At 56.4% G+C, this 21,474-nt stretch carries 19 protein-coding genes; 8 read left to right on the top strand and 11 right to left on the bottom strand.

Translation table 11 applies throughout. The features are described 5' to 3' along the window. Nucleotides 1-11: 11 nt before the first annotated feature. The 3 genes from DEU53_RS10230 to DEU53_RS10220 are packed head-to-tail and all read right to left on the bottom strand — an operon-like array spanning nt 12 to nt 2,600. Nucleotides 12-467 carry a RidA family protein gene (locus DEU53_RS10230; RefSeq protein ID WP_101761775.1) on the bottom strand — a complete coding sequence of 152 codons (456 nt, stop codon included), beginning with the start codon at nt 465-467 and terminating at the stop codon, nt 12-14. Then, nucleotides 457-1,656, bottom strand: a complete 1,200-nt coding sequence (locus DEU53_RS10225; protein ID WP_110866946.1) for an amidohydrolase family protein — start codon at nt 1,654-1,656, stop codon at nt 457-459. Before DEU53_RS10225 ends, DEU53_RS10230 begins: the two co-directional genes overlap by 11 nt. Further along, nucleotides 1,653-2,600, bottom strand: a complete 948-nt coding sequence (locus DEU53_RS10220) for a PDR/VanB family oxidoreductase (protein WP_110866945.1) — start codon at nt 2,598-2,600, stop codon at nt 1,653-1,655. The genes DEU53_RS10225 and DEU53_RS10220 overlap by 4 nt, the downstream gene beginning before the upstream one ends. A 143-nt stretch (nt 2,601-2,743) precedes the next feature. Here DEU53_RS10220 and DEU53_RS10215 point away from each other — a divergent pair, with 143 nt between their 5' ends. Beyond that, entirely contained in the window at nt 2,744-3,664 is a 921-nt protein-coding gene (locus DEU53_RS10215) for a LysR family transcriptional regulator (protein ID WP_110866944.1), read from the top strand. Nucleotides 3,665-3,825: 161 nt separating this feature from the next. On the opposite strand, the gene DEU53_RS10210 is transcribed toward DEU53_RS10215, so the two are convergent. Beyond that, a complete protein-coding gene (locus DEU53_RS10210; protein WP_370445560.1) occupies nt 3,826-5,163 on the bottom strand; it encodes a glycoside hydrolase family 10 protein in 1,338 nt (445 codons plus the stop codon). Between the two features lie 176 nt (nt 5,164-5,339). Between DEU53_RS10210 and DEU53_RS10205 the strand changes: the two genes are divergently transcribed. Further along, entirely contained in the window at nt 5,340-5,666 is a 327-nt protein-coding gene (locus DEU53_RS10205; protein ID WP_101761446.1) for a hypothetical protein, read from the top strand. Nucleotides 5,667-5,698: 32 nt separating this feature from the next. On the opposite strand, the gene gabP is transcribed toward DEU53_RS10205, so the two are convergent. Beyond that, nucleotides 5,699-7,093 (bottom strand): GABA permease, encoded by a 1,395-nt coding sequence (gene gabP / locus DEU53_RS10200; RefSeq protein ID WP_110866943.1) that lies wholly within the window; start codon nt 7,091-7,093, stop codon nt 5,699-5,701. 94 nt (nt 7,094-7,187) lie between these two features. Continuing rightward, a complete protein-coding gene (gabT, locus tag DEU53_RS10195) occupies nt 7,188-8,450 on the bottom strand; it encodes a 4-aminobutyrate--2-oxoglutarate transaminase (RefSeq protein ID WP_110866942.1) in 1,263 nt (420 codons plus the stop codon). A gap of 109 nt (nt 8,451-8,559) precedes the next feature. Here gabT and DEU53_RS10190 point away from each other — a divergent pair, with 109 nt between their 5' ends. Further along, nucleotides 8,560-10,044 (top strand): PLP-dependent aminotransferase family protein, encoded by a 1,485-nt coding sequence (locus DEU53_RS10190; RefSeq protein WP_199559696.1) that lies wholly within the window; start codon nt 8,560-8,562, stop codon nt 10,042-10,044. Between the two features lie 87 nt (nt 10,045-10,131). Here DEU53_RS10190 and DEU53_RS10185 read toward each other — a convergent pair whose 3' ends face one another. Further along, nucleotides 10,132-10,995, bottom strand: coding sequence for an aldo/keto reductase family oxidoreductase (locus tag DEU53_RS10185; RefSeq protein WP_110866941.1), 864 nt, complete (start codon nt 10,993-10,995; stop codon nt 10,132-10,134). A gap of 97 nt (nt 10,996-11,092) precedes the next feature. Here DEU53_RS10185 and DEU53_RS10180 point away from each other — a divergent pair, with 97 nt between their 5' ends. Continuing rightward, nucleotides 11,093-12,019 carry a LysR substrate-binding domain-containing protein gene (locus tag DEU53_RS10180; RefSeq protein ID WP_110866940.1) on the top strand — a complete coding sequence of 309 codons (927 nt, stop codon included), beginning with the start codon at nt 11,093-11,095 and terminating at the stop codon, nt 12,017-12,019. A 37-nt stretch (nt 12,020-12,056) separates the two neighbouring features. Here DEU53_RS10180 and DEU53_RS10175 read toward each other — a convergent pair whose 3' ends face one another. The 4 genes from DEU53_RS10175 to DEU53_RS10160 all read right to left on the bottom strand — a co-directional run bounded on the left by DEU53_RS10175 (nt 12,057) and on the right by DEU53_RS10160 (nt 16,243). Further along, nucleotides 12,057-13,523, bottom strand: a complete 1,467-nt coding sequence (locus tag DEU53_RS10175) for an aspartate aminotransferase family protein (protein WP_110866939.1) — start codon at nt 13,521-13,523, stop codon at nt 12,057-12,059. A gap of 12 nt (nt 13,524-13,535) precedes the next feature. Then, nucleotides 13,536-14,921 (bottom strand): diaminobutyrate--2-oxoglutarate transaminase, encoded by a 1,386-nt coding sequence (locus DEU53_RS10170; protein WP_110866938.1) that lies wholly within the window; start codon nt 14,919-14,921, stop codon nt 13,536-13,538. Between the two features lie 206 nt (nt 14,922-15,127). Continuing rightward, nucleotides 15,128-15,895 carry an A24 family peptidase gene (locus tag DEU53_RS10165; RefSeq protein WP_101761452.1) on the bottom strand — a complete coding sequence of 256 codons (768 nt, stop codon included), beginning with the start codon at nt 15,893-15,895 and terminating at the stop codon, nt 15,128-15,130. A 138-nt stretch (nt 15,896-16,033) separates the two neighbouring features. Next, nucleotides 16,034-16,243, bottom strand: a complete 210-nt coding sequence (locus tag DEU53_RS10160) for a hypothetical protein (protein ID WP_101761453.1) — start codon at nt 16,241-16,243, stop codon at nt 16,034-16,036. 243 nt (nt 16,244-16,486) lie between these two features. Between DEU53_RS10160 and arnB the strand changes: the two genes are divergently transcribed. Genes arnB through arnD form a run of 4 tightly spaced genes read left to right on the top strand, consistent with a single transcriptional unit; the run spans nt 16,487 to nt 21,468 of the window. After that, a complete protein-coding gene (gene arnB / locus DEU53_RS10155; protein WP_110866937.1) occupies nt 16,487-17,623 on the top strand; it encodes a UDP-4-amino-4-deoxy-L-arabinose aminotransferase in 1,137 nt (378 codons plus the stop codon). Nucleotide 17,624: 1 nt separating this feature from the next. Continuing rightward, nucleotides 17,625-18,611, top strand: coding sequence for an undecaprenyl-phosphate 4-deoxy-4-formamido-L-arabinose transferase (gene arnC, locus DEU53_RS10150; protein WP_110866936.1), 987 nt, complete (start codon nt 17,625-17,627; stop codon nt 18,609-18,611). Then, nucleotides 18,608-20,587, top strand: coding sequence for a bifunctional UDP-4-amino-4-deoxy-L-arabinose formyltransferase/UDP-glucuronic acid oxidase ArnA (gene arnA / locus DEU53_RS10145; protein ID WP_110866935.1), 1,980 nt, complete (start codon nt 18,608-18,610; stop codon nt 20,585-20,587). The genes arnC and arnA overlap by 4 nt, the downstream gene beginning before the upstream one ends. Then, the gene (gene arnD, locus DEU53_RS10140; protein ID WP_110866934.1) at nt 20,584-21,468 is read left to right on the top strand and encodes a 4-deoxy-4-formamido-L-arabinose-phosphoundecaprenol deformylase; all 885 of its coding nucleotides are present in this window, start codon (nt 20,584-20,586) and stop codon (nt 21,466-21,468) included. Before arnA ends, arnD begins: the two co-directional genes overlap by 4 nt. The last annotated feature ends 6 nt before the right edge of the window (nt 21,469-21,474 follow it).

The raw sequence follows: 21,474 nt of genomic DNA, 5'->3' as shown, positions 1-21,474 counted from the left end.
AACTCCTCGTGTTATTGCGGCAACCACGCCGTGGCTTCAACTTCAATTAAGACGTCCGGACTCGGCAGCATTTCGCTCACCTGCACCACAGTAGAAACCGGCGGTGCATCCGGGAAAAATTGCTTACGCACCCGGCTGTAGTGGGGAAAATGGTCGAGATTGCGGAAGTACTGCACCAGTTTGAAGACATCGCTCATCTGTCCGCCGGCGCTTTCGATGGTGGTGCGGATGCTCTCCAGCACGTACCAGCTCTGCGCCAGAATCGGCCCCTCTTTAATGTCGGTGGAGAACTCGCCGGTGCGGCCAAGCAGCTGTTGCGCCGCTGCGGGAATGTCGTCGTAGCCGCGCACAATGGTGGCGGTTTGTGGGTTCACCGGAATAATGCCGGAGAGGAAAATGAAGTCACCCGCGCGTCGCCACGCGGCATATTTCGCCAGCGGTTTTCCCGCTCCTGCATCAAGCGCCATCTGTTGTTTCTCCATAACGCACACCCCTTTTCAGCCGATAGCGCTGACGTTGACGCAACGGCCAGCTCGCCACATCGGCATGCGGAAAAATCACCAAATCATTGGCCAGCAGCGCGCGGCGTTGGCAGATCAGCGCGGAAGCCTGATCAAACGCCGCGCCCAGTTGCAGGCTCAGCAAACCGCTAAACAGCGTATCGAGCGGGTCGTAACTGCCAAACGGACAGAACGCGTCCTGCACGTTGTCCGCGCCTAGCAGCAGCGGAATGCCCAGCGCCTGCGCCTCTTTTACCAGCGTTAAACCGCGCAGACGCGGCGTGCGGCCGGGCACCGCGTCCTGTAACAGCAGGTTGGTGAGCGGCAGCGCAATCAACGTCACATTGTGTTGCGCCAGTAAGGCAAGAATCTGTTGCGCATCGTCCTGCTGCGCCAGCGCGCAGCTGTGGCTGCAGGTGATAGCGCCGCTAAATGGATGCTGCTGCAAATAGTGCGCCAGCCAGCGCAATCCCTGCGCCTCGACGTTAAGTTCTTCATCAATATGCAGATCAATATCCAGCTGCCACAATTCGGCGGCTTCCATCAGATGCTGAAACGCCTGCGCATCCCAGTTGCTGCTGTGAATAAAGCCGCCCAACAGCGCGCCGGGACCGCTGGTCGCGACCTGCGCGGCAATATGCTGCGCATCGCTGGCGTCGGCAAAGAAGGTGAGTGGCGCGAGGGCCACGCGCTCAATGCTGCACAGGGGATGGTGCAGATCGCCAATCACTTGCCACGCTAATGGTGCATCAACGGAGAACCAGTCGATGTGGGTGCGCAGCAAACCGACGCCAGCTTCTACCGCCCAGCGCAGCGCCTGCGTAGCGCGCTGCTGCAGATCTGCTGTGTTCCAGTGCGCGCGGTCCTGATGCATGGCAGCAATCGCGGCCAGCAAACCGGGCTGTTGCGCCGGGCTGCGTTGAATAGTGAAGGTTTTATCCAGATGCGCGTGCGGTTCGATAAACGCGGGCAGCACCAGCGCGCCGTGAAGCGGCAGATAATCAGCGGGTGCTGCTGCATGGTCGGGTTCGAATTGCAGGCCCGCGGCGTGGAAATGTAAGGTCGCCAGCTGCGGTTGATTGTTGGCTTCAGGCCAGTTTTCTGGCAGCAGCCAGCGGGGTAAACGTGCGCCGGTCGCACCCGGATAGCCGCTCATAGATCCAGTACCAATAAAGGTGAACGCGCACGTGAACAGCACAGCACGATGCAATCGTTGGCCGCACGCTCTTGCTGGCTCAGCACATCATCACGGTGATCCGGCTCGCCCGCCAACACGCCGGTGATGCAGGCGCCGCACATGCCTTGTTCGCAGGAGAGTTCAATCTCAATCCCTGCTTCTTCAAGTACTTCAGCGATGGTTTGTTGCTCGCCCACGGCAAAGCGTGCGCCGGAGGAGGCGAGCTGCACTTCGAAGGCAGCGCCAGCCATCAGCGAAGATGTGGATTGGAAGCGCTCGCTGTGCAGCTGTGCTTCGTCCCAGCCATGTTGCAACGCCAGCTGCTGCAGATGATGCATAAAACCCGCCGGGCCGCAGAACACCAGCGCAGCGTTGTCTGGCTGGGTGAGATCTTCGGGAACGCGCTGGCGCAGGCTGTCGCCTTCGCTGCTGTAGTGGATGACCACGCACGCGCCGAGATTGCGCAGACGTTGGCTGAAAGCCAGTTGGTCGGCGTGTTTCAGGTAAAGGTGCAGGGTGAAATTCGCCTGACGCGCCGCCAGTGCTTCGGCCATCACCAACAGCGGCGTCAGGCCGATGCCGGCGGCAAACAGTAGCGTGCGCGGCGCGTGCGGCAGCGGAAAGTGGTTACGTGGCGCGGATATCTCTAGCTTATCGCCGGTGGTTAATTGCTGATGCAGCCAGCGCGATCCGCCGGTTGAACACTCATCCAGACGTACGCAGATTTCATAATACTCGGCTGGCGCAGAGCAGAGTGAATACTGGCGTTTACCGCCGTCAGGAATAATGACATCGATGTGCGCGCCGGGCGTGAAAGCAGGCAGCGGCTGCCCGCTGCGATTCGCCAGCGTCAGTAACACATTGCCTGCACCGTTGAACTGCTTTGCGATGACGGTGACGGCGAGAGGATTGGATTTCATCATCTATCTGCCTGAGCAGGGATGTCGTCGGTTGGGAGGCCGCGCAAACCCTTGTTTTAATCATGGCAGCGATTATTATTTTGCCCATGTGTAAGCGTCCATCTGTTTAATTCGCATGATACGTTGCAAAAAAGAGAGCACCCCTTATGTTCGCCTTCTCCCGATTTCTGCTCTATTTCACTGAGGTGGCCCGCCAGGGTTCGCTGCGCAAGGCTTCTGAGGTGCTGCACGTCTCGGCATCCTCAATTGATCGGCAGATCCTGCGCGTGGAGGAACAGCTGGATATGCCGCTATTTGAGCGTCATCCATCAGGATTACGTATGACCGCAGCGGGTGAGATCCTGCTGAATGCGGCGAAAAACTGGCAGCGGGATTTTGGTCGCGTCTGCACGCAGCTGGATGATTTGCGCGGATTACGTCACGGCCATGTGCATATCGCCACCATTGATGCGATTAATCGCGGCTTTTTTTCATCGATTTTGCAGCGCATTCGCAGCGACTATCCCGGCATCTCCTTCACGCTGACCACCATGAGCAATATCCACATCGCCAATGCGCTGACCTCGGGCGATGCGGATTTCGGCATCCTGCTTAATCCGCAAAGTTCGCGCGAGTTGCTGGTGAAGTCGTTTGCCGATTTACGTCTGGGTATTGTGGTGAGCAGTCAACATCCGCTGGCCAATCTGGAGTCGATCCGTTTCAGCCACTGCGAATCCTGGCCATTTATCGTGCCCGCCGCGCCACTGATGCTGGCCGATCCGCTGGAGGCGCTGATCAACAGTTCGGGCATTAAGATCAACGAAGTGGCGCGCACCAATAACATTCATATGCTGCGTTCACTGGTGCGTGATGATGTGGGGATAAGCCTAATGTGCTGGCTGGATATCGTTGATGAGTATCGGCGCGGTGAACTGAAGTTTATCCCGTTGATCGATACGGTGCTGAAGCCATTTACCTTGTCGCTGTGTGTTGCACCGCAGCGCCAGCTTTCGATTGCCGCTTCGATGATGCTGCGCGAGCTGGAGTCGTTTTTTGCACTGATGCAGAGTGAGGAGTTGCTGGCGTAATGCTCGTTAGTTAAGGCATGAAAACCCCTCATTATCGAATGCACACATTGTAGCGGCGCAATTCATTGCGCGATAAATCGCGCCGCTACAGAAGGTGCGGTTATATGATACGGCGCTTAACTGATCGGCATTACGCCATGAATGGCGACCTTAGGATAATGTTAATCGGCCCAACGGCTGCGCAAATAATTCACCGCATCCTGGGTTTGTGGCTGATTAAGGTAATTTTCGCGGAACAAAATCGTGCCGTTAATTTGCGGTAGCGACTCGTTGAGATCGAGTTGCTTTTTCAACTCCGGCACGCCGCCATTCACCGTCCAGTCAGGTTCGCTTTTCGACGCTTCGCCGATTTTGTACAGCGCTACACCGATATAGAGTCGCGTATGCGTTGGCTTCACCACGTCCGCCCACCAGTGGGCTAACACGTCGTAACGGGCGGCCTGGCGCGCAAACGGCCAGTAAAGCTGCGGCGCGATGTAATCCAGCAGTCCCATTTGCACCCAGCGACGCGTATCGGCGTAGGCTTCGTCGTAGGCGGCCGCGCCGCGTGTGTCGGAGCCCGCCGCATCATGCGACAGATTGCGCCACACGCCTGCCGGGCTGACGCCAAATTCTACGTTCGGGTTCAGTTGCTTGATGGTGCGCGACACCTGCTCAATTAATAGCAGCGTGTTGTTGCGCCGCCAGTCAGCTTTCGATGCAAAACCCTGACCATACTGGCGGAACGTGGCGCTGTCGTTGAGGGTTGAACCGGGCGTTTCAGTATAGAAATAGTCATCGAACTGCACGCCGTCGATCGGATAGTGCGACACCACTTCCGCAACGATGCTGGTGATCCAGTCGCGCGCGGCGGGGATGCCGGGATCGAGCACGAAGCGGTCGCTGGCGGTGCGGATCCAGTCGCGATGCAGCACAAATACGCTGGCCGGTTGCAGCGCAAGCGTATTATTCAGCGCGTTAACCGTGGAAGGTTTGACGTTGGTCGAGACGCGATATGGGTTGAACCACGCGTGCACCTCCATGCCGCGTTTGTGCGCCTCATCCAGCATAAATTTCAGCGGATCGTAGCCGGGATCTTCACCAATCCTGCCGGTGAGCATATCTGACCACGGCAAGATGCTGGAGCGCCACAGCGCGGTGCCATCCGGCTTTACCTGGAAAAATACCGTATTGATGCCGAGGCTTTTCAGTTTATCTAGCTTATCGGTCAACGCCTGTTGCTGCTGGTGGATGCGGTTGGCCGGGCTGGCATTCACGGAATTGATTGGCGGCCAGTCGAGGCGTGAAACGGTGGTGAGCCACACGCCGCGTACCGGTTCTTTGCTCAGTGCTGGTTTAGTGGGCATTGGCGGTTTGGTGACCGTCGGCAACGGCGTGACCAGTGATTTCGGTGGTGGCGAGGAGCAACTGGCCAGTGAGAGGGCGACAGCAATGGCGACCAGCGCAGCGGATTTTTTATAGGTGTTAACCCAGGGAAAACGATGTGAACAGGCTATGATAAACTCCCTTTTTTGCAACTTTCTGTTCGAAGAGCCTCATTCTCTTATCATGCGAACTAAAGTCAATAATGGTGTCATGGTTTGCACGATGAATCGCGCCGCTACGGATAAGTACGGGATTTTGTAGCGTCGCAATGAGTTGCACGCAGTAAATTTATTTGAGGAACCCAAAACCTATGCAATACGAAGACCTTTATCGCCGTATCGGCCAGATCATCTTTAGCTGTGGCCCGCAAGGTGCGCGGGAATTGATCGTTCAGGCTGAACTGTTTGCGGACGATGATGGCGGGCAGTTTCAGTTCGATTACATCGATGAAAACGGTGAACCGGATTGGTTTGAACCCGATGCGCGCGCGATAGGCGATCTCTCGGAGGCGCTGAAAGATTTTCAGCAGTACTTCGTGGATAACAATATGACCAACGGTCTGCCGGTGTGGCGTAAATGCGCGATAAACCTCAACGTGCAGGAAGAAGCCATCAGCATCGACGTGCAGTACGACTAAGTTCCGCGGCATCCTTGCCTGGAAGTCATGCGTTACGAACGTAACGCCACCATCTCCTCGTTTTTCCGCGCCACGCGTTTGCGATGCACAATACGGCTGGCGGCGACGACACCCAGCGTCAACAGGCCGGTGGCGATAATCTCTGGACGGTGTTGTTGGTTGAAAAGCATGGCAACCAATACGCCAACGATGAACACCATCGTCGCCCACGTCAGGCCAGGGAACAGCCACATGCGATAGCTGAGGATTTCACCGCGCGCTTCGCGCTTTTTACGCAGCACCAGATGAGACGCGGCGATCACCAGATACACCAGCAACGCGATGGCGCCGGAACTGGCGAGCAGGAACTCAAATACTGCGCTCGGCGCCAGATAGTTAGCGATCACCGCGAGGAAGGCCGCCGCCGTGGAGAGCAACACCGCTACCCACGGCGTGCCGCTGCGTGTAGTGCGCGACGCGACGGCAGGCGCATCTTCACGACGTGAAAGCGAATAGATCATGCGCGATGCGGTATACAGCGCAGAGTTGAGACAGCTACACACCGCAATCAACACCACCACATCAACGATCTGCTTAGCATAAGGCACGTTCATCATCTGCATCGCTGTCTGATAAGAACCGGCTTTCATCAGCGACGGCGTATTCCACGGCACCAGCGCTACCACGATGAAGATCGACAGCAGATAGAACAGCGCGATGCGCCAGATCACCGAGTTGGTGGCCTGGGTGATTTGTTTCTTCGGCTCGCGCGATTCGGCGGCGGCAATGGTGACAATCTCGGTGCCCATAAAAGAGAACATGGTCGTGAGGATCGCCGCCAGCACCGCGCCGATGCCGTTAGGCATAAAGCCTTGCGTGTCATACAGATGTGAGATCCCCCGCGTGCTGCTGCCCGGCATCAAACCAAACACCGCTAAGCTACCCGCGCAGAGAAATGCCACAATCGCCACCACTTTCAGCAGGGCGAACCAGAATTCAAACTCGCCATAGTTTTTGACGCTGAATAGGTTGCTGATGGTCAGGAACGTGGTGATCGCCAGCGTGTATTCCCATACCGGAACCTGCGGAAACCACGAATGCAGGATGGTGCCAGCGGCGTTGGCTTCCAGCGGGATCACTAACACCCAGAACCACCAGTACAGCCAACCGATGGTGAAACCGGCCCAGCGGCCCAGCGATTTGTCGGCGTAAGTGGAGAAAGAGCCGGAATCCGGTGACGCCACCGCCATTTCTGCCAGCATGCGCATAATCAGCACCACCAACGCGCCCGCGGCGATGTAGGCCAGCAGTACCGCCGGACCGGCTTCGGCGATCGCATGGCCAGAGCCAACAAACAATCCGGCACCAATTACGCCGCCAATCGATAACATCCGTACATGGCGCGGCTTCAGGCCTTGCGCCAGTACATCGGCATTCTGTGAACTCATCAATGTTTCTCCAAAGCGTCTCTCAGGCCGCGCGACGCGCAGCCGGGTTACAACAGGTGAGAAGCCCAGCCCGCCGCGCGAGCTGGGTAGATTGTTACGAATCGGCGTGTTGACTCAGCACGCTGCTGAGGATCTCCAGCGCCTGGCGGAACTGCGCATCAGGAATGGTGAGCGGATAGAGGAAGCGGATGACATTGCCCTGCGGGCCGCAGGTGAGCAGCAGCAGCCCGCGCGCCATCGCGTGTTGCTGGATGGTTTGCGCGGTTTGCGCGCTGGCGAACTCCACCGCAATCATCGAGCCAAGGCCGCGAATGTCGGTGATGGAGGAACACTGGCTGCGTGCGCTGTGCAGGAAGTCGGTTAACTGCGCACCGAGTTGTTGAGCACGTTGGCACAGCTTCTCGTCGGCGATCACGTCCAGCACCGCATGCGCCGCGGCAATCGCCAGCGGATTGCCAGCGTAGGTGCCACCCAGGCCGCCTGGACCCGGCGCATCCATAATCTCGGCCCGGCCGCTGACCGCCGATAACGGCATGCCACCCGCGAGGCTTTTCGCCATGGTGATGAGATCCGGTTTCACCGTATAGTGATCCATCGCGAACAATTTGCCGGTGCGGGCAAAGCCGGTTTGTACTTCATCGGCAATCAGCAGAATGCCGTGCTCATCGGCCAGCGACCGCAGGCGGTTGAAGAATTCAGGCGGCGCGACGTGGAAGCCGCCTTCGCCCTGAATTGGCTCCAGCACGATAGCCGCAACATCCTGTGGCGCGATGTCCTGCGTGAAAATATCCTGCAAGCTGGCCAGCGCATCATCAACGCTGATACCTGTGACGCCGTTGGGATAGCGCGCGTGCCACACCGACGCGGGCATCGGACCGAAGTCGCGTTTGTAAGGGGCCACTTTGCCAGTCATTGCCATTGTCATGAAAGTACGACCGTGGAAGGCGTTGCCGAAGGTGATGATGCCGTGACGACGCGTCGCCGCACGCGCCACTTTTACCGCGTTTTCTACCGCTTCAGCGCCGGTGGAGAAGAACGCGGTTTTGGCTTTACCGGCAATCGGCACCACGCGATTGAGGCGTTCCGCCAGCGCCACATAGCTCTCATACGGCGTCACCTGGAATGCGGTATGGGTAAATTTCTCTAACTGATCGGCAATCGCCTGCACGATGCGCGGATGGCGATGCCCGGTGTTCAGCACCGCGATGCCGCCAGCGAAATCGATCCAGCTGTTGCCTTCACCATCGCGCAGCGTGGCGTTCTCCGCGTGCTCTATATACCACTGACAAAGATTACCTGTGCCGCGTGGCAGGGCATCATCTTTACGTTGCTGCAACTGGCTGTTTTTACCTTCCATAACCTTTCCTTAGCGATAAGCGTCTTTACAAATCACGACAAACACGCTTATTTATGCCTGCGCTGAGTTATCTTGCCAGAGCCACTTTCAGTGAAAAGAGGGGAGCCAATTGCGAAGTTTGTACGCCGATCATGTATTAGAGCGCATGCAGTTTATGCCGGAAGGGACGTTGCAGCAGCGTTTGCTGAGCTGTATGCAAGCCGCTATTGCAGAAGGCATTTTTCCGCGCGCCACGCGCCTGCCCGCCACGCGCGATTTGGCGCGCGAGCTGTCGGTGTCGCGCAACACGGTGTTGAACGTGTATGAGAATTTGATGGCACAAGGCTACGTCACGGCGCGTACCGGCAGCGGAACATGGATTGCAGAAAATTTGCCGGAGGGATCGCTGAACACGCCGCGCAACGTGGCGCCGATCAAAACGTTAAGCGCGAAACCGGCGGCGATTTCCAAACGCGGCGCTTCGCTGCTCGGCCATGCCAATGCCTCGCCATATCAGTGGGGCGCTTTTGTGCCTGGCGCGCCGGATGTCACGCAGTTCCCGCATAAACTCTTCAGCCAGATTCAGGCGCGTCTGAACCGTGAACCGGATATCGAACGGCTGATCTACAGCAGCAACGGCGGCTGTGCACAGCTGCGTGCTGCGCTGGCGGAGTACCTGAGCGTGGCGCGTTCGGTACGCGCCGATGCCGACCAAATCATCATCACTGAAGGGATTCATCAGGCGGTGGATTTGGTTTCGCGCGTGTTATGCGATCCCGGCGATCAGGTGTGGATCGAAGAGCCTGGTTATTGGGGGACGCGCAATCTGCTGCGCATTAACGGACTGAAAATCAACGCCATTGCAGTGGATGAGCAGGGATTGATCCCCGATTTGCCACCGCGCAGTCGTGCACCGAAGATGATTTTCGTGACACCGTCACATCAATATCCGCTGGGCGTGCATCTCAGCCTGGAGCGGCGCAAGCAGTTGCTCGATCTGGCGCGCAAACACAAAACCTGGCTGGTGGAAGATGATTACGACAGCGAGTTTCGCTTCTCCGGCCAGCCATTCCCGTCGTTGCAGGGCTTTGAGCCGGATGCGCCGGTGATTTATATGGGCACTTTCAGCAAGACACTCTATCCGGCGCTGCGCCTCGGTTATCTGGTGGTGCCAAAAGCGCTGGCGCAGCCGCTGCGTGTGGCGGCGGCGGAACTCTATCGCGGCGGGCATTTGCTGGTGCAGCGCGCGCTGGCAGAGTTCATCCAAAAAGGGCATTACATGTCGCACATTCGCCGCATGCGTAAACTTTACAGCCAGCGGCGGCGCTTTATGGTGAGCCTGATTGAGCGTTATTTGGGCGCCGATTTTCTGCCGGTAGTGAATCATGAGGCGGGATTGCACCTGGTAATGAATCTGCCAACCGGCTGCGACGATGTGGCGGTCGCCGCGCTGGCGCTAAGGCGCGGCGTTAAGGTGCGGCCGTTGTCGCAATATTATATGCATCCGCAGGAGCGGCGCGGCCTGCTGTTGGGTTTTGCCTGCGTCGATGAGCGGCAGTGTCAGGATGCGTTTGGTATTCTCAAAGGTTGTCTGGTCGAGGCAAAAATCATTTAAACAGTGAATAATCCGTAGCGGCGCAATTTGTTGCGCAATGTATATGGCAAAACACGCGCAATAAATGGCGCCGCTACGAAGGGTGCTCTATCGCTGGCCGATGGTGTTTAGCCGCTGCACAATTTCTGGCGTAAGTTTCACTTCACTACTCGCCAGGTTCTGCTTCAGGTGCTCCGGCGATGACGTTCCCGGAATCAGCAGAATATTAGGCGAACGCTGCAGCAGCCACGCCAGCGCCACCTGCAGCGGCGTAGCATTGAGCTCAATCGCTACCTCGCTCAGCTGATCCGACTGCAGCGGTGAAAATCCGCCGAGGGGGAAAAATGGCACATAAGGAATGCCTTGCGCTGCCAGCTGGTCGAGCAGCGCCTCATCCTGACGATTGGCCAGATTATAGAGATTTTGCACGCAGGCGATCGGCGTCATCGCCTGGGCATCGGCCACCTGTTTAGCCGTCACATTGCTCAGACCAATGTGTCGAACCAGCCCGCGCTCTTTTAGCTTGATCATCGCTTCAACCTGCGGCTCCAGCGAACCCTCTTTCGGTCCGTGCACGTCCAGCATCGAACGCAGATTGACCACTTCCATCACATCAAGCCCAAGATTGCGCAGGTTATCTTCCACCGCTTGCGTTAGCGCGTCTGGCGTGAATGCCGGTAACCAGCCGCCTTTATCGTTGCGGCGCGCGCCCACTTTGGTGACGATCACCAGATCGTCGGCGTAAGGATGTAACGCTTTTTTGATCAGCTGATTGGTAATGTGCGGACCGTAGAAGTCGCTGGTATCAATGTGATTCACGCCTGCTGCGACCGCATCGCGCAGCACCTGTAAAGCACGCGCTTCATCTTTCGGCGGACCAAACACGCCGGGACCGGCTAACTGCATGGCACCGTAACCGAGTCGTGCAACCTGGCGGTCGCCAAGGGTGTAAGTCAATGCTGGATGAGACATGGAAAGCTCCTTCGTCAGTGTGTGGTTAGATTGTAATCGCCAAAACGCTGTGCAACTATCCGTACAAATCAGGACACAGTGTACGAGGTAGCGAACAATGGCATTGGATATCGCCTTGCTGCACGCGGTGGCGGCGGTGGCCAAAGCGGGCGGGTTTCGTGAGGCGGCGCGCATAACCGGCAGTAATCCGTCGCGCTTGAGCGATGCGGTGCGGCGTGCCGAAGAGCAACTTGGCGTGCGGTTGTTTAATCGCACCACGCGCACCGTGGCGTTAACAGAAGCCGGCAGGGCGCTGATGTCGCGCCTGCTTCCGGCAATGAACGAAGTGGATGCGGCGCTGGATGCGTTGAACACGTTCCGCGATACGCCGGGCGGCACCTTGCGCTTAAACGTGCCGGTGAGCGCCGCGCGCATTGTGTTACCGTCGATTGTGCCGGGATTTTTGAAGCGCTATCCCGATATCCAGCTGGAAGTGGTGGCGGAAAGTAATGTGCAGGATGTGTTCCGCGATAGTTGTGATGCCGGCATTCGTTACGACGATCATCTGGAGCAAGACATGGTGGCACTGCCAATCGGTCCGCGCACCCAGCGCTTTGCCCTGGCGGCATCTCCCGCGTATCTGGCTCAATTCGCTAAACCACAGCATCCGCGCGACTTAGTGCAGCATCGCTGTTTACACGGACGCTATGCGACTGGCGTGATTGCCGAATGGGAATTTACCTGCGGCGAGGAAACCGTGCGCTTGCAGCCGAAAGGTCCGCTGATTTGCAGTATCGGCGCGGCGATGGACTTGACGGTAGAAGCGGCAATCGCTGGCTGCGGCGTGGTCTACTTATTTGAGGATTGGATTAGACCGGCGCTGAGTGATGGCAGCCTGCAGCCGATTCTGCCGGATTGGTGGCAAAGCTTCTCTGGCCTTTGGCTCTATTACAACGATCGCCGGTTGATTCCGGCGCCGCTACAGGCGTTTCTGGATTATGTGCGCGAACTGAATTCAGGTGCAGAAGCGAAAAAAAGCCGATAACAGTTGCCAGTTATCGGCTTATTCGCATCACAGGTAATTATGCGTTTAGCAGCTGATTCGCGGTTTTCTCAACCAGCGCCAGCAGGAGTTTAACATCTTCCAGCGTCACGGTTGGGTTCAGCAAGGTCAGCTTCAGGCAGGTTACGCCCTGATTCTCGGTCACACCTACGTTGGCGCGGCCTGAATCCAGCAGCGCATCGCCAATACGCTGGTTGAACAGCGCAATCTGAGCAGTATCGGTCAGTTGCTCTGGACGATAGCGGAACAGTACGCTCGCCAGCTGAGGCTGCATTACCAGCTCGAGGCGTGGTTCAGAGGTAACAAATTTCGCCACTTCCTGCGCCAGCGTCACACCGTGATCGATGATCGCCGCATACTGTTTCTGACCCAGCGCTTCCAGGCCCATCCACAGTTTCAGCGCATCGAAACGACGCGTGGTCTGCAGTGATTTGGATACCAGATTCGGTACGCCGGCCTCTTCGTCAAACTCAGAGTTCAGGTAAGCCGCCTGATAACGCATCAGCTCGTAATGACGCTCATCTTTCAGCAGGAACGCACCGCAGCTGATGGTCTGGAAATACTGTTTATGGAAGTCCAAAGTGACGGAATCCACCCGCTCCAGGCCATCGAGGTAGTCGCGATACTTCTCGGACAGCAGCAGCGCGCCGCCCCATGCTGCATCAACGTGTACCCAAATGTTGCGCTCGGCAGCAATGCCGGCAATTTCACGCAGCGGATCGATCGCACCGGCATCGGTGGTACCGGCGGTCGCCACGATCGCCAGGATCTGTTCGCCGTTAGCGTCGGCCTGCGCCAGTTTGGCTTTCAGGTCTGACACATCCATACGGGCGAACTCATCAGACTTCACCTGCACCACAGATTGGTAGCCATGGCCAAGCAGCGCCATGTTCTTCTGTACGGAGAAGTGCGCGTTTTCAGAACACAGCACTTTGATCTTACGCAGATCACCAGTGATCCCGTGCTGCTGCACCGAGTGACCCTGACGCTGATAGAAGGCGTCGCGTGCCAGCATCAGACCCATCAGGTTGCTCTGGGTGCCGCCGCTGGTGAACACACCGGCGTCGCCAGCCGGGTAACCCACTTGCGCACGCAGCCATTCGATCAGTTTGATCTCAATGATGGTGGCAGAAGGGCTCTGATCCCACGAATCCATACTCTGATTGGTGGCGTTGATCAGGACTTCTGCCGCCTGACTTACCACCAGACTCGGGCAGTGCAGATGCGCTACACATTGCGGGTGATGCACTGAAAGACTGTCTTTCAGAAAATATTCAATCGCGCGTTCAATCGCGGCCTGGTTACCCAGGCCGTTTGGATTGAAGTCGAGCGTGATACGCTCGCGCAGTTCGGCAACGCTTTTGCCTTGATACATCTCAGGCTGTTGCAGCCACTGCACAACCGCGGCGCTGCTCTGGGCAATCGCCTGCTGGTACGCCTCAATGCTCTGTGCAGAGGCGGCCAGAATCGGGTTTACTTCAGACATTTACTCTTCCAATCAAACAGGTTTGACGCCAGCGCCAATCAGCGCCTGCTCAAATTTATCCAGGAAAATCGCCAGCTCATCGTTGGTGATCAGCAGTGAAGGCAGCAGACGCAGAACTGCGCCATGACGGCCACCGCGCTCCAGAATCAGACCTGCTTCGAAGCACTTCTTCTGCAGCAGCGCAGAGAGCTCGCCGTCAGCCGGGAAGCTGCCCATGTGATCGGCCGCTTCGTTCGGTTTAACGATCTCAATGCCGATCATCATGCCGAGACCACGAACGTGACCAATTACCGGGAAGCGTTTCTGCATTGCGGCCAGCTGCTGTTTCAGCCATTCACCCTGCGCGGCCACTTTGCCTGCAATATCCTGCTCTTTGAGGATTTTCAGCGTGGTCAGGCCGGTAGCCATCGCCAGCTGGTTGCCACGGAAGGTGCCGGTGTGATGACCAGGTGACCAAACGTCGAACTGCTTTTTGATGCCCAGCACAGCCAGTGGCAGACCACCGCCCACAGCTTTAGACATCACGATAATGTCTGGCTCGATGCCGGCGTGTTCGAAGGCGAAGAATTTGCCTGTACGGGCAAAGCCAGCCTGAACTTCGTCGAGGATCAACAGAATGCCGTGTTCCTGCGTCACTTTACGGATGCGCTGCAGCCACTCAGCGGGTGCTGGGTTCACGCCGCCTTCGCCCTGAACGGCTTCGAGGATTACCGCAGCAGGCTTACGCACGCCGCTTTCCACGTCGTTGATCAGGTTGTCGAAGTAATAGGTCAGCGCTTTTACACCAGCTTCACCACCGATACCCAGCGGGCAACGATACTGATGCGGATAAGGCATGAACTGCACTTCTGGCATCATGCCATCAACCGCTTCTTTCGGTGCAAGGTTACCGGTGACGGACAGCGCGCCGTGCGTCATACCGTGATAACCGCCAGAGAAGCTGATCACGCCGCTACGGCCAGTGGCTTTCTTCGCCAGTTTCAGCGCGGCTTCAACCGCATCGGCACCAGAAGGGCCGGTGAACTGCAGGCAATAATCTTTACCCTGGCCTGGCAGCAGCGAGAGCAGAGACTCAGAGAACTGATCTTTCAGTGGAGTAGTCAGATCAAGAGTATGTAACGGCAAGCCGCTGGTAATGACATTTTGAATGCTCTGGAGAACATCAGGATGGTTGTGACCCAGTGCCAGCGTCCCTGCGCCAGCCAGACAGTCAAGATATTGTTTATTCTCAACATCTGTGATCCACACGCCATGGGCTTTAGCGATAGCTAAAGGCAGTTTGCGCGGGTAACTCCTGACGTTAGATTCAAACTCAGCCTGACGGGCTAAGAATGCGTCGTTATTTCCGTTGAATGCATTGGCACCAAAACTATCAATACGGACTTTATCCGTCATCATATCTCTCCTTCAACCGGGGCACGTAAGGCTCGCCAATTGACTAATTGAACAAAAAAGTAACAGCTGTGAAAAAACGCGGCCAATATAGAGCCTTTTGACCTACATCACAATGATTAATTTTGTTTAGATTTGTTTACTCTTTCCATATATGAATCAGGGCGTTGGCCAGAAATTGGCCACTTAATTTCGCACCGCGGTTGGGGTGGTTAAAAAATAATCGAATGAATAAAGAGACTTATAGCCGCTAAGGCGATCCACGGACCAAAGGCGATGACGTGATTGAGCTCGCGCTGCCCGCTAACTCTGGAAATCAAAACACATAAAATAGCGCCGCCCGAAGCCAATAAAAGCACCCAGGGTAAAAGCGACCAGCCCAACCAGGCGCCGATTGCCGCCAGCAGTTTTGCATCGCCCATCCCTAATCCCTCAATCCCTCTAATCCATTGATATAAAATTGATAGCGCCCACAACAAGCAATATCCCGCTATGGATCCCCATACCGCTTCTTGTAATGAGCCGGGTAGCCATCCCATCGCTTTAAACAGCAGCGCAATCCACAGCAAGGGCAGCGTAATCACATCCGGTAAAAGCAGATGTTCGAGGTCAATAAAGGCTAATACCGTTAACGCCCAGAACAATATGAGCGCGCCCAGCAATTGCATATTGACTGGCATCAGCCAGATAAGCAGCAGCGTCAGAAGCGCGGTAATTATCTCCACCTGTGGATAACGCCCGCTGATTTTACAATGGCAATAACGGCATTTACCGCGTAACAGTAACCAACTTATGAGCGGAATGTTGTCGCGCCAGCGCAGCGCGGTGGTGCATTGGTGACAGTGAGAGGGCGGACAACACACATTTAGCGGAGTGTTCGGGTGCACTATTTGCAATGGCAACCGCGAGATCACCACGTTAAGAAAGCTGCCTACGGCCAATCCTAATAGGCCACTAATTAAGCCATATACGTATTCCATTACTCATACCTCGCGCCATCCAGGCTTGTCGTTGCCAGGACTTTACGCCGAAGCGAGGATAGGTGCGAGAGGTAAAATGGCGTTACAGCGGCATACATCGGGATTGCAGAGCGGGCTCCAGAAATGGAGAGGAGAAGATTAAGCTTGCTGCTTGAACAGCTGAATCGCTTCCTGCACATTGCTGGTATTCAATGACATTACGCGGTCGTTATTAAGGAAAACATCGTAGTGGCCGGCGTTATAGCGGAACACATATAGATCGCCGCGATAGCGCAATCCTTTGGTTTTCACCCCAATATGGTGGCGGCGCAGCGCTGCCTGAGAAAGTCTGTCAGTAGCCGTACTCATCGCATTATCCTCCAGACGTTATAAGACATATCCTGGCTTAGTATAGGGTCAAAACCTTAATTTAACCTTAAGAAGTGTGCTGGTTCATGATGATAAACCGGCAAATTTGACCCTTCCTCTACCAATCCTCAACGTGTCAGAAAAAGCCGACTTAGTACCCTTCTCATTTAATGTTGCGTTAAGTTAACCCGCGTATTTTGGAATAAATGGCCGTTAAATAGTGCTTAATTCCAAGGTAACATAATGAATTTTCTACCATTCTCACGTCCCTCGTTGGGCGAGGAAGAGTTAGCCGCCGTTAAATTGGTGTTTGAGTCGGGTTGGATCACCACCGGCCCGAAAAATGCCGAACTGGAAGAGGCTTTTTGCCAGCTCACTGGCAATCAGCATGCGATTGCTGTCAGCTCCGCCACGGCGGGGATGCACGTCACGCTGCTGGCGCTGGGCATCCAGCCTGGCGATGAGGTGATCACGCCTTCGCTAACCTGGGTTTCCACCATCAACATCATCACGCTGCTGGGTGCGACGCCGGTGATGATCGATATCGATCGCGACACCTTGATGGTAACGCCGGAGCTGATTGAAGCGGCGATCACGCCGCGTACGCGCGCCATCATTCCGGTGCATTACGCTGGCGCGCCCGCCGATATAGATGCCATTCGCGCTATTGGTGAGCGCCATGGCATTCCGGTGATTGAAGATGCGGCGCATGCCGCAGGCTGTTATTACAAAGAAAAGCACGTTGGCCAGCAGGGCACGGCGATCTTCTCCTTCCACGCCATCAAAAACATGACCTGCGCCGAAGGTGGCTTGATTGTCACCGATGATGCGGCGTTGGCCGACCGCATGCGCAGCCTGAAATTCCACGGACTTGGCGTCGATGCGTACGATCGCCACACGCACGGCCGCAAGCCGCAGGCCGAAGTGATCATGCCGGGTTTCAAATACAACCTGCCAGATATCAGCGCAGCAATTGCTTTGGTGCAGCTGAAAAAGCTGCCCGCCATCAATCAGCGCCGCGCGGCGATTGCGCAGCGCTATCTCACTGAACTGGCGAATACGCCGTTTCTGCCGCTGGCGCAGCCAGAATGGTCACATCAACACGCGTGGCATCTGTTCATTATTCGCGTTGATGAGGCGCAGTGCGGCATCAGTCGTGATGCGCTTATGGAAACCTTGAAAGCACAGGATATCGGCACCGGGCTGCATTTCCGTGCCGCGCACACCCACAAATATTATCGCGAACGCTATCCGCAACTCTCGTTGCCGCACACCGAATGGAATAGCGATCGCATCTGCTCAATCCCGTTATTCCCTGATATGCGCGATGAAGATGTCACGCGCGTGATTAGCGCATTACGTCAGATCGCTGGAGTTTGACATGCTGGAAGAAAAAACCATTCGCAAAGTTTCCGTGGTGATCCCGGTGTACAACGAAGAGGAGAGCCTGCCGGAACTGGTGCGTCGTACTGATGCGGCCTGTGCGGGATTAAATCTGGCGTACGAGATTCTGCTGGTCGATGACGGCAGCAGCGATCGCTCGGGCGAGATGATTGCCGATGCCGCCGATATGCCGGGCAGCCATGTGGTTGGCGTGTTGCTGAACCGTAATTACGGTCAGCACTCGGCGATCATGGCGGGCTTTAGCCACGTCAGCGGCGACCTGATCATCACGCTGGATGCCGATCTGCAAAACCCGCCGGAAGAGATCCCGAACCTGGTGAAAGCGGCTAAGCAGGGTTATGACGTGGTGGGCACCGTGCGTCAAAACCGCCAGGACAGCTGGTTCCGTCGTCGCGCCTCACGCACCATCAATCATCTGATTCAGCGCGTTACCGGCAAAGCGATGGGCGATTACGGCTGCATGCTGCGCGCTTATCGCCGCCATATCGTCGATGCGATGCTGAACTGCCACGAACGCAGCACCTTTATTCCCATCCTCGCCAACACCTTCGCGCGCCGCACCACCGAGCTGCCGGTGGCGCACGCCGAGCGCGAATTTGGCGATTCGAAGTACAGCTTTATGCGGCTGATTAACCTGATGTATGACCTGGTCACTTGCCTGACCACCACGCCGCTGCGCTTGCTGAGTATCGTCGGAAGCCTGATTGCGCTGGCCGGTTTTGCCTTCTCGCTGATTCTGATTGTGCTGCGTCTGTTCCTCGGCGCGGTATGGGCCGGTGACGGCGTGTTCCTGCTGTTCGCGGTGCTGTTTATTTTTGTCGGCGCGCAGTTCATAGGTATGGGATTACTCGGCGAATACATCGGCCGCATTTACAACGACGTACGCGCCCGTCCGCGCTACTTCATCCAACGTGTGATTCACCCACAGCAAAACGCCTCATCTGTACAGGAAATTGAGCAATGAAAACTGTCGTCTTCGCCTACGCCGAAATGGGCTGTGCGGGTATTTCTGCACTTCTGTACGCTGGTTATGAAATCAGCGCTATTTTCACCCACTCAGACACAGGAACTGAGAGCCACTTTTTCGACTCCGTTGCGCGTTTAGCCGCTGAGCAGGGCATTCCGGTCTATGCGCCGGAGGATGTCAATCATCCGCTGTGGGTCGATCGCATTAAAACCATGGCACCGGATTACATCTTCTCCTTCTATTACCGCGCTTTGTTGAACGACAGCATTCTCAGCAGTGCGCGTTTGGGGGCCTTTAACCTGCACGGTTCGCTGCTGCCCAAATACCGTGGCCGCGCACCGCTGAACTGGGTGCTGGTCAATGGCGAAACCGAAACCGGCGTAACGCTGCACCGCATGGTGAAGCGCGCCGATGCCGGTGACATCGTGGCGCAACAGCGCGTGGCGATTGACGAGCAGGACAACGCGTTAACGCTGCATCGCAAGCTGGTTGCCTGTGCAACGCAGGTGCTGGAAGGCGCATTACCGGCGGTGAAACGCGGCGATATCGTTACCACACCACAAAATGAGCGCGAAGCCACGGTTGTGGGGCGCCGCACGCCAGAAGATGGCCGCATTAAATGGGAACAACCGGCGCACACGGTCAATAATCTGGTGCGCGCGGTGACCTATCCGTGGCCCGGCGCGTTCGCCTATGCCGGAACGGTAAAATTCGTGGTGTGGAAAAGTCGCGTACACAGCACTGAACATCAGGCCAAACCGGGTACCGTGCTTTCTGTTGAGCCATTCCTGATCGCCTGCGCTGAAGGCGCGCTGGAAGTGGTGACCGGTCAAAGCGATAACGGCGTGTTTATGAACGGCAGCCAGCTGGCGCAAAACCTCGGTATGGTGAAGGGCGCCTTGCTCTATTCTCAGCCAGTGGCGGCGGTGAAACGACGCACGCGCGTGCTGATTCTCGGCGTGAACGGTTTTATCGGTAACCACCTCACCGAGCGTCTGCTGCAGGATGATAACTTCGAAGTCTACGGTTTAGACATCGGTTCTGACGCCATCAGCCGTTTCCTCGATCAGCCACGCTTCCACTTTGTCGAAGGCGACATCAGCATTCACTCAGAATGGATCGAGTATCACATTAAGAAGTGCGACGTGGTGTTGCCATTGGTGGCCATCGCCACGCCGATTGAGTACACACGCAATCCGCTGCGCGTGTTTGAGCTCGACTTTGAAGAGAACCTCAAAATCATTCGTGACTGCGTGAAGTACAAAAAGCGCATCATTTTCCCATCGACTTCCGAAGTGTACGGCATGTGTACCGATCAGCATTTCGATGAGGATCACTCTAATCTGGTGGTTGGGCCGATCAATAAACAGCGCTGGATCTATTCGGTGTCTAAGCAGCTGCTGGACCGCGTGATTTGGGCTTACGGTGAGAAAGAAGGGCTGCGCTTTACGCTGTTCCGTCCATTTAACTGGATGGGGCCGCGCCTCGATAATCTGAATGCCGCGCGTATCGGCAGTTCTCGTGCTATCACGCAGCTGATCCTCAATCTGGTGGAAGGCTCACCAATTAAGCTGATTGATGGCGGCGCACAGAAGCGCTGCTTCACCGATATTCGCGACGGCATCGAAGCGCTGTTCCGTATCATCGAAAACAAACAGAACAACTGCGACGGCCAGATCGTCAACATCGGTAACCCGGATAACGAAGCCAGCATCAAAGAGTTGGCCGAGCGTCTGCTGGCGAGTTTCGAACGTCACCCGCTGCGCAGCAACTTCCCGCCGTTTGCCGGCTTCCGTGAAGTGGAGAGCAGCAGCTATTACGGCAAAGGTTATCAGGACGTGGAACACCGTAAGCCGTCGATCAAAAACGCGCGTCGTCTGCTGGACTGGACACCAACCGTAAAGATGGATACCACCATCGATAACACGCTGGACTTCTTCCTGCGCGCCGTTGAGCTACAGGATAAATCATGAAGAAAGTCGGTTTGCGTGTCGATGTCGATACCTGGCGCGGCACCCAACTTGGCGTGCCGGCGTTACTGGAGCAATTCAGTTTGCATCAGCTGCAGGCCAGTTTTTTCTTCAGCGTTGGGCCGGACAATATGGGGCGCCATTTGTGGCGCCTGTTAAAACCGCGTTTCCTGTGGAAAATGCTGCGGTCGCGCGCCGCATCACTCTACGGCTGGGATATTTTGCTGGCCGGCACCGCCTGGCCGGGACGTGAGATTGGTCGCGGTCTGGAGGAGATCATCAGCGCCACCGCCGATCATCATGAAGTCGGTTTGCATGCGTGGGATCACTTTGCCTGGCAAACTTGGGCGGGTGTGTGGCCGCAAGAGAAACTGGTTGAGCAAATTGCGCGCGGTAAACAGGCGCTGGAAGCGATCATCGGTGACAATGTCACCTGTTCAGCGGTGGCGGGCTGGCGCGCTGATGGTCGCGTGGTGGCTGCCAAGCAGCAGTTTGATTTCAGCTATAACAGTGATTGTCGCGGCAGCGGCCCATTTATACCGATTCTCAGTGATGGCAGCCACGGCACGGTACAAATCCCGGTGACCTTGCCGACCTGGGATGAAGTGGTTGGGCAATCGGTGAGCGCGGAAGGTTATAACGACTTCATCCTCGAGCAGATCCATGCCGCAAGCGGTTCGCCGGTTTACACCATTCATGCCGAAGTGGAAGGGATTGTCGGGCTTGAGGCGTTCGCCGATCTGCTGAGGCGTGCGGAGCAGCAAGACATTCAGTTTTGTCCACTCAGCGCCTTGTTACCCGACGATCTCACTACGCTGCCACAGGGCAATATCGTACGCGGGCATATTCCCGGACGTGAAGGCTGGCTAGGCTGCCAGCGTTAATTTTAC

This window comes from Pantoea sp. AG1095, assembly GCF_003208415.1.
Taxonomy (GTDB): domain Bacteria; phylum Pseudomonadota; class Gammaproteobacteria; order Enterobacterales; family Enterobacteriaceae; genus Pantoea; species Pantoea leporis.
Note: the sequence above shows the minus strand (reverse complement) of the source record. Positions and strands in the feature narration are given on the sequence as shown.

Bases quoted from the DNA above. Each gene is read 5' to 3' on its own strand.
- DEU53_RS10230 (WP_101761775.1), bottom strand. From the start codon at position 467: ATGGCGCTTGATGCAGGAGCGGGAAAACCGCTGGCGAAATATGCCGCG.
- DEU53_RS10225 (WP_110866946.1), bottom strand. From the start codon at position 1,656: ATGAGCGGCTATCCGGGTGCGACCGGCGCACGTTTACCCCGCTGGCTG.
- DEU53_RS10220 (WP_110866945.1), bottom strand. From the start codon at position 2,600: ATGATGAAATCCAATCCTCTCGCCGTCACCGTCATCGCAAAGCAGTTC.
- DEU53_RS10215 (WP_110866944.1), top strand. From the start codon at position 2,744: ATGTTCGCCTTCTCCCGATTTCTGCTCTATTTCACTGAGGTGGCCCGC.
- DEU53_RS10205 (WP_101761446.1), top strand. From the start codon at position 5,340: ATGCAATACGAAGACCTTTATCGCCGTATCGGCCAGATCATCTTTAGC.
- gabP (WP_110866943.1), bottom strand. From the start codon at position 7,093: ATGAGTTCACAGAATGCCGATGTACTGGCGCAAGGCCTGAAGCCGCGC.
- gabT (WP_110866942.1), bottom strand. From the start codon at position 8,450: ATGGAAGGTAAAAACAGCCAGTTGCAGCAACGTAAAGATGATGCCCTG.
- DEU53_RS10185 (WP_110866941.1), bottom strand. From the start codon at position 10,995: ATGTCTCATCCAGCATTGACTTACACCCTTGGCGACCGCCAGGTTGCA.
- DEU53_RS10180 (WP_110866940.1), top strand. From the start codon at position 11,093: ATGGCATTGGATATCGCCTTGCTGCACGCGGTGGCGGCGGTGGCCAAA.
- DEU53_RS10175 (WP_110866939.1), bottom strand. From the start codon at position 13,523: ATGTCTGAAGTAAACCCGATTCTGGCCGCCTCTGCACAGAGCATTGAG.
- DEU53_RS10170 (WP_110866938.1), bottom strand. From the start codon at position 14,921: ATGATGACGGATAAAGTCCGTATTGATAGTTTTGGTGCCAATGCATTC.
- DEU53_RS10165 (WP_101761452.1), bottom strand. From the start codon at position 15,895: ATGGAATACGTATATGGCTTAATTAGTGGCCTATTAGGATTGGCCGTA.
- DEU53_RS10160 (WP_101761453.1), bottom strand. From the start codon at position 16,243: ATGAGTACGGCTACTGACAGACTTTCTCAGGCAGCGCTGCGCCGCCAC.
- arnB (WP_110866937.1), top strand. From the start codon at position 16,487: ATGAATTTTCTACCATTCTCACGTCCCTCGTTGGGCGAGGAAGAGTTA.
- arnC (WP_110866936.1), top strand. From the start codon at position 17,625: ATGCTGGAAGAAAAAACCATTCGCAAAGTTTCCGTGGTGATCCCGGTG.
- arnA (WP_110866935.1), top strand. From the start codon at position 18,608: ATGAAAACTGTCGTCTTCGCCTACGCCGAAATGGGCTGTGCGGGTATT.
- arnD (WP_110866934.1), top strand. From the start codon at position 20,584: ATGAAGAAAGTCGGTTTGCGTGTCGATGTCGATACCTGGCGCGGCACC.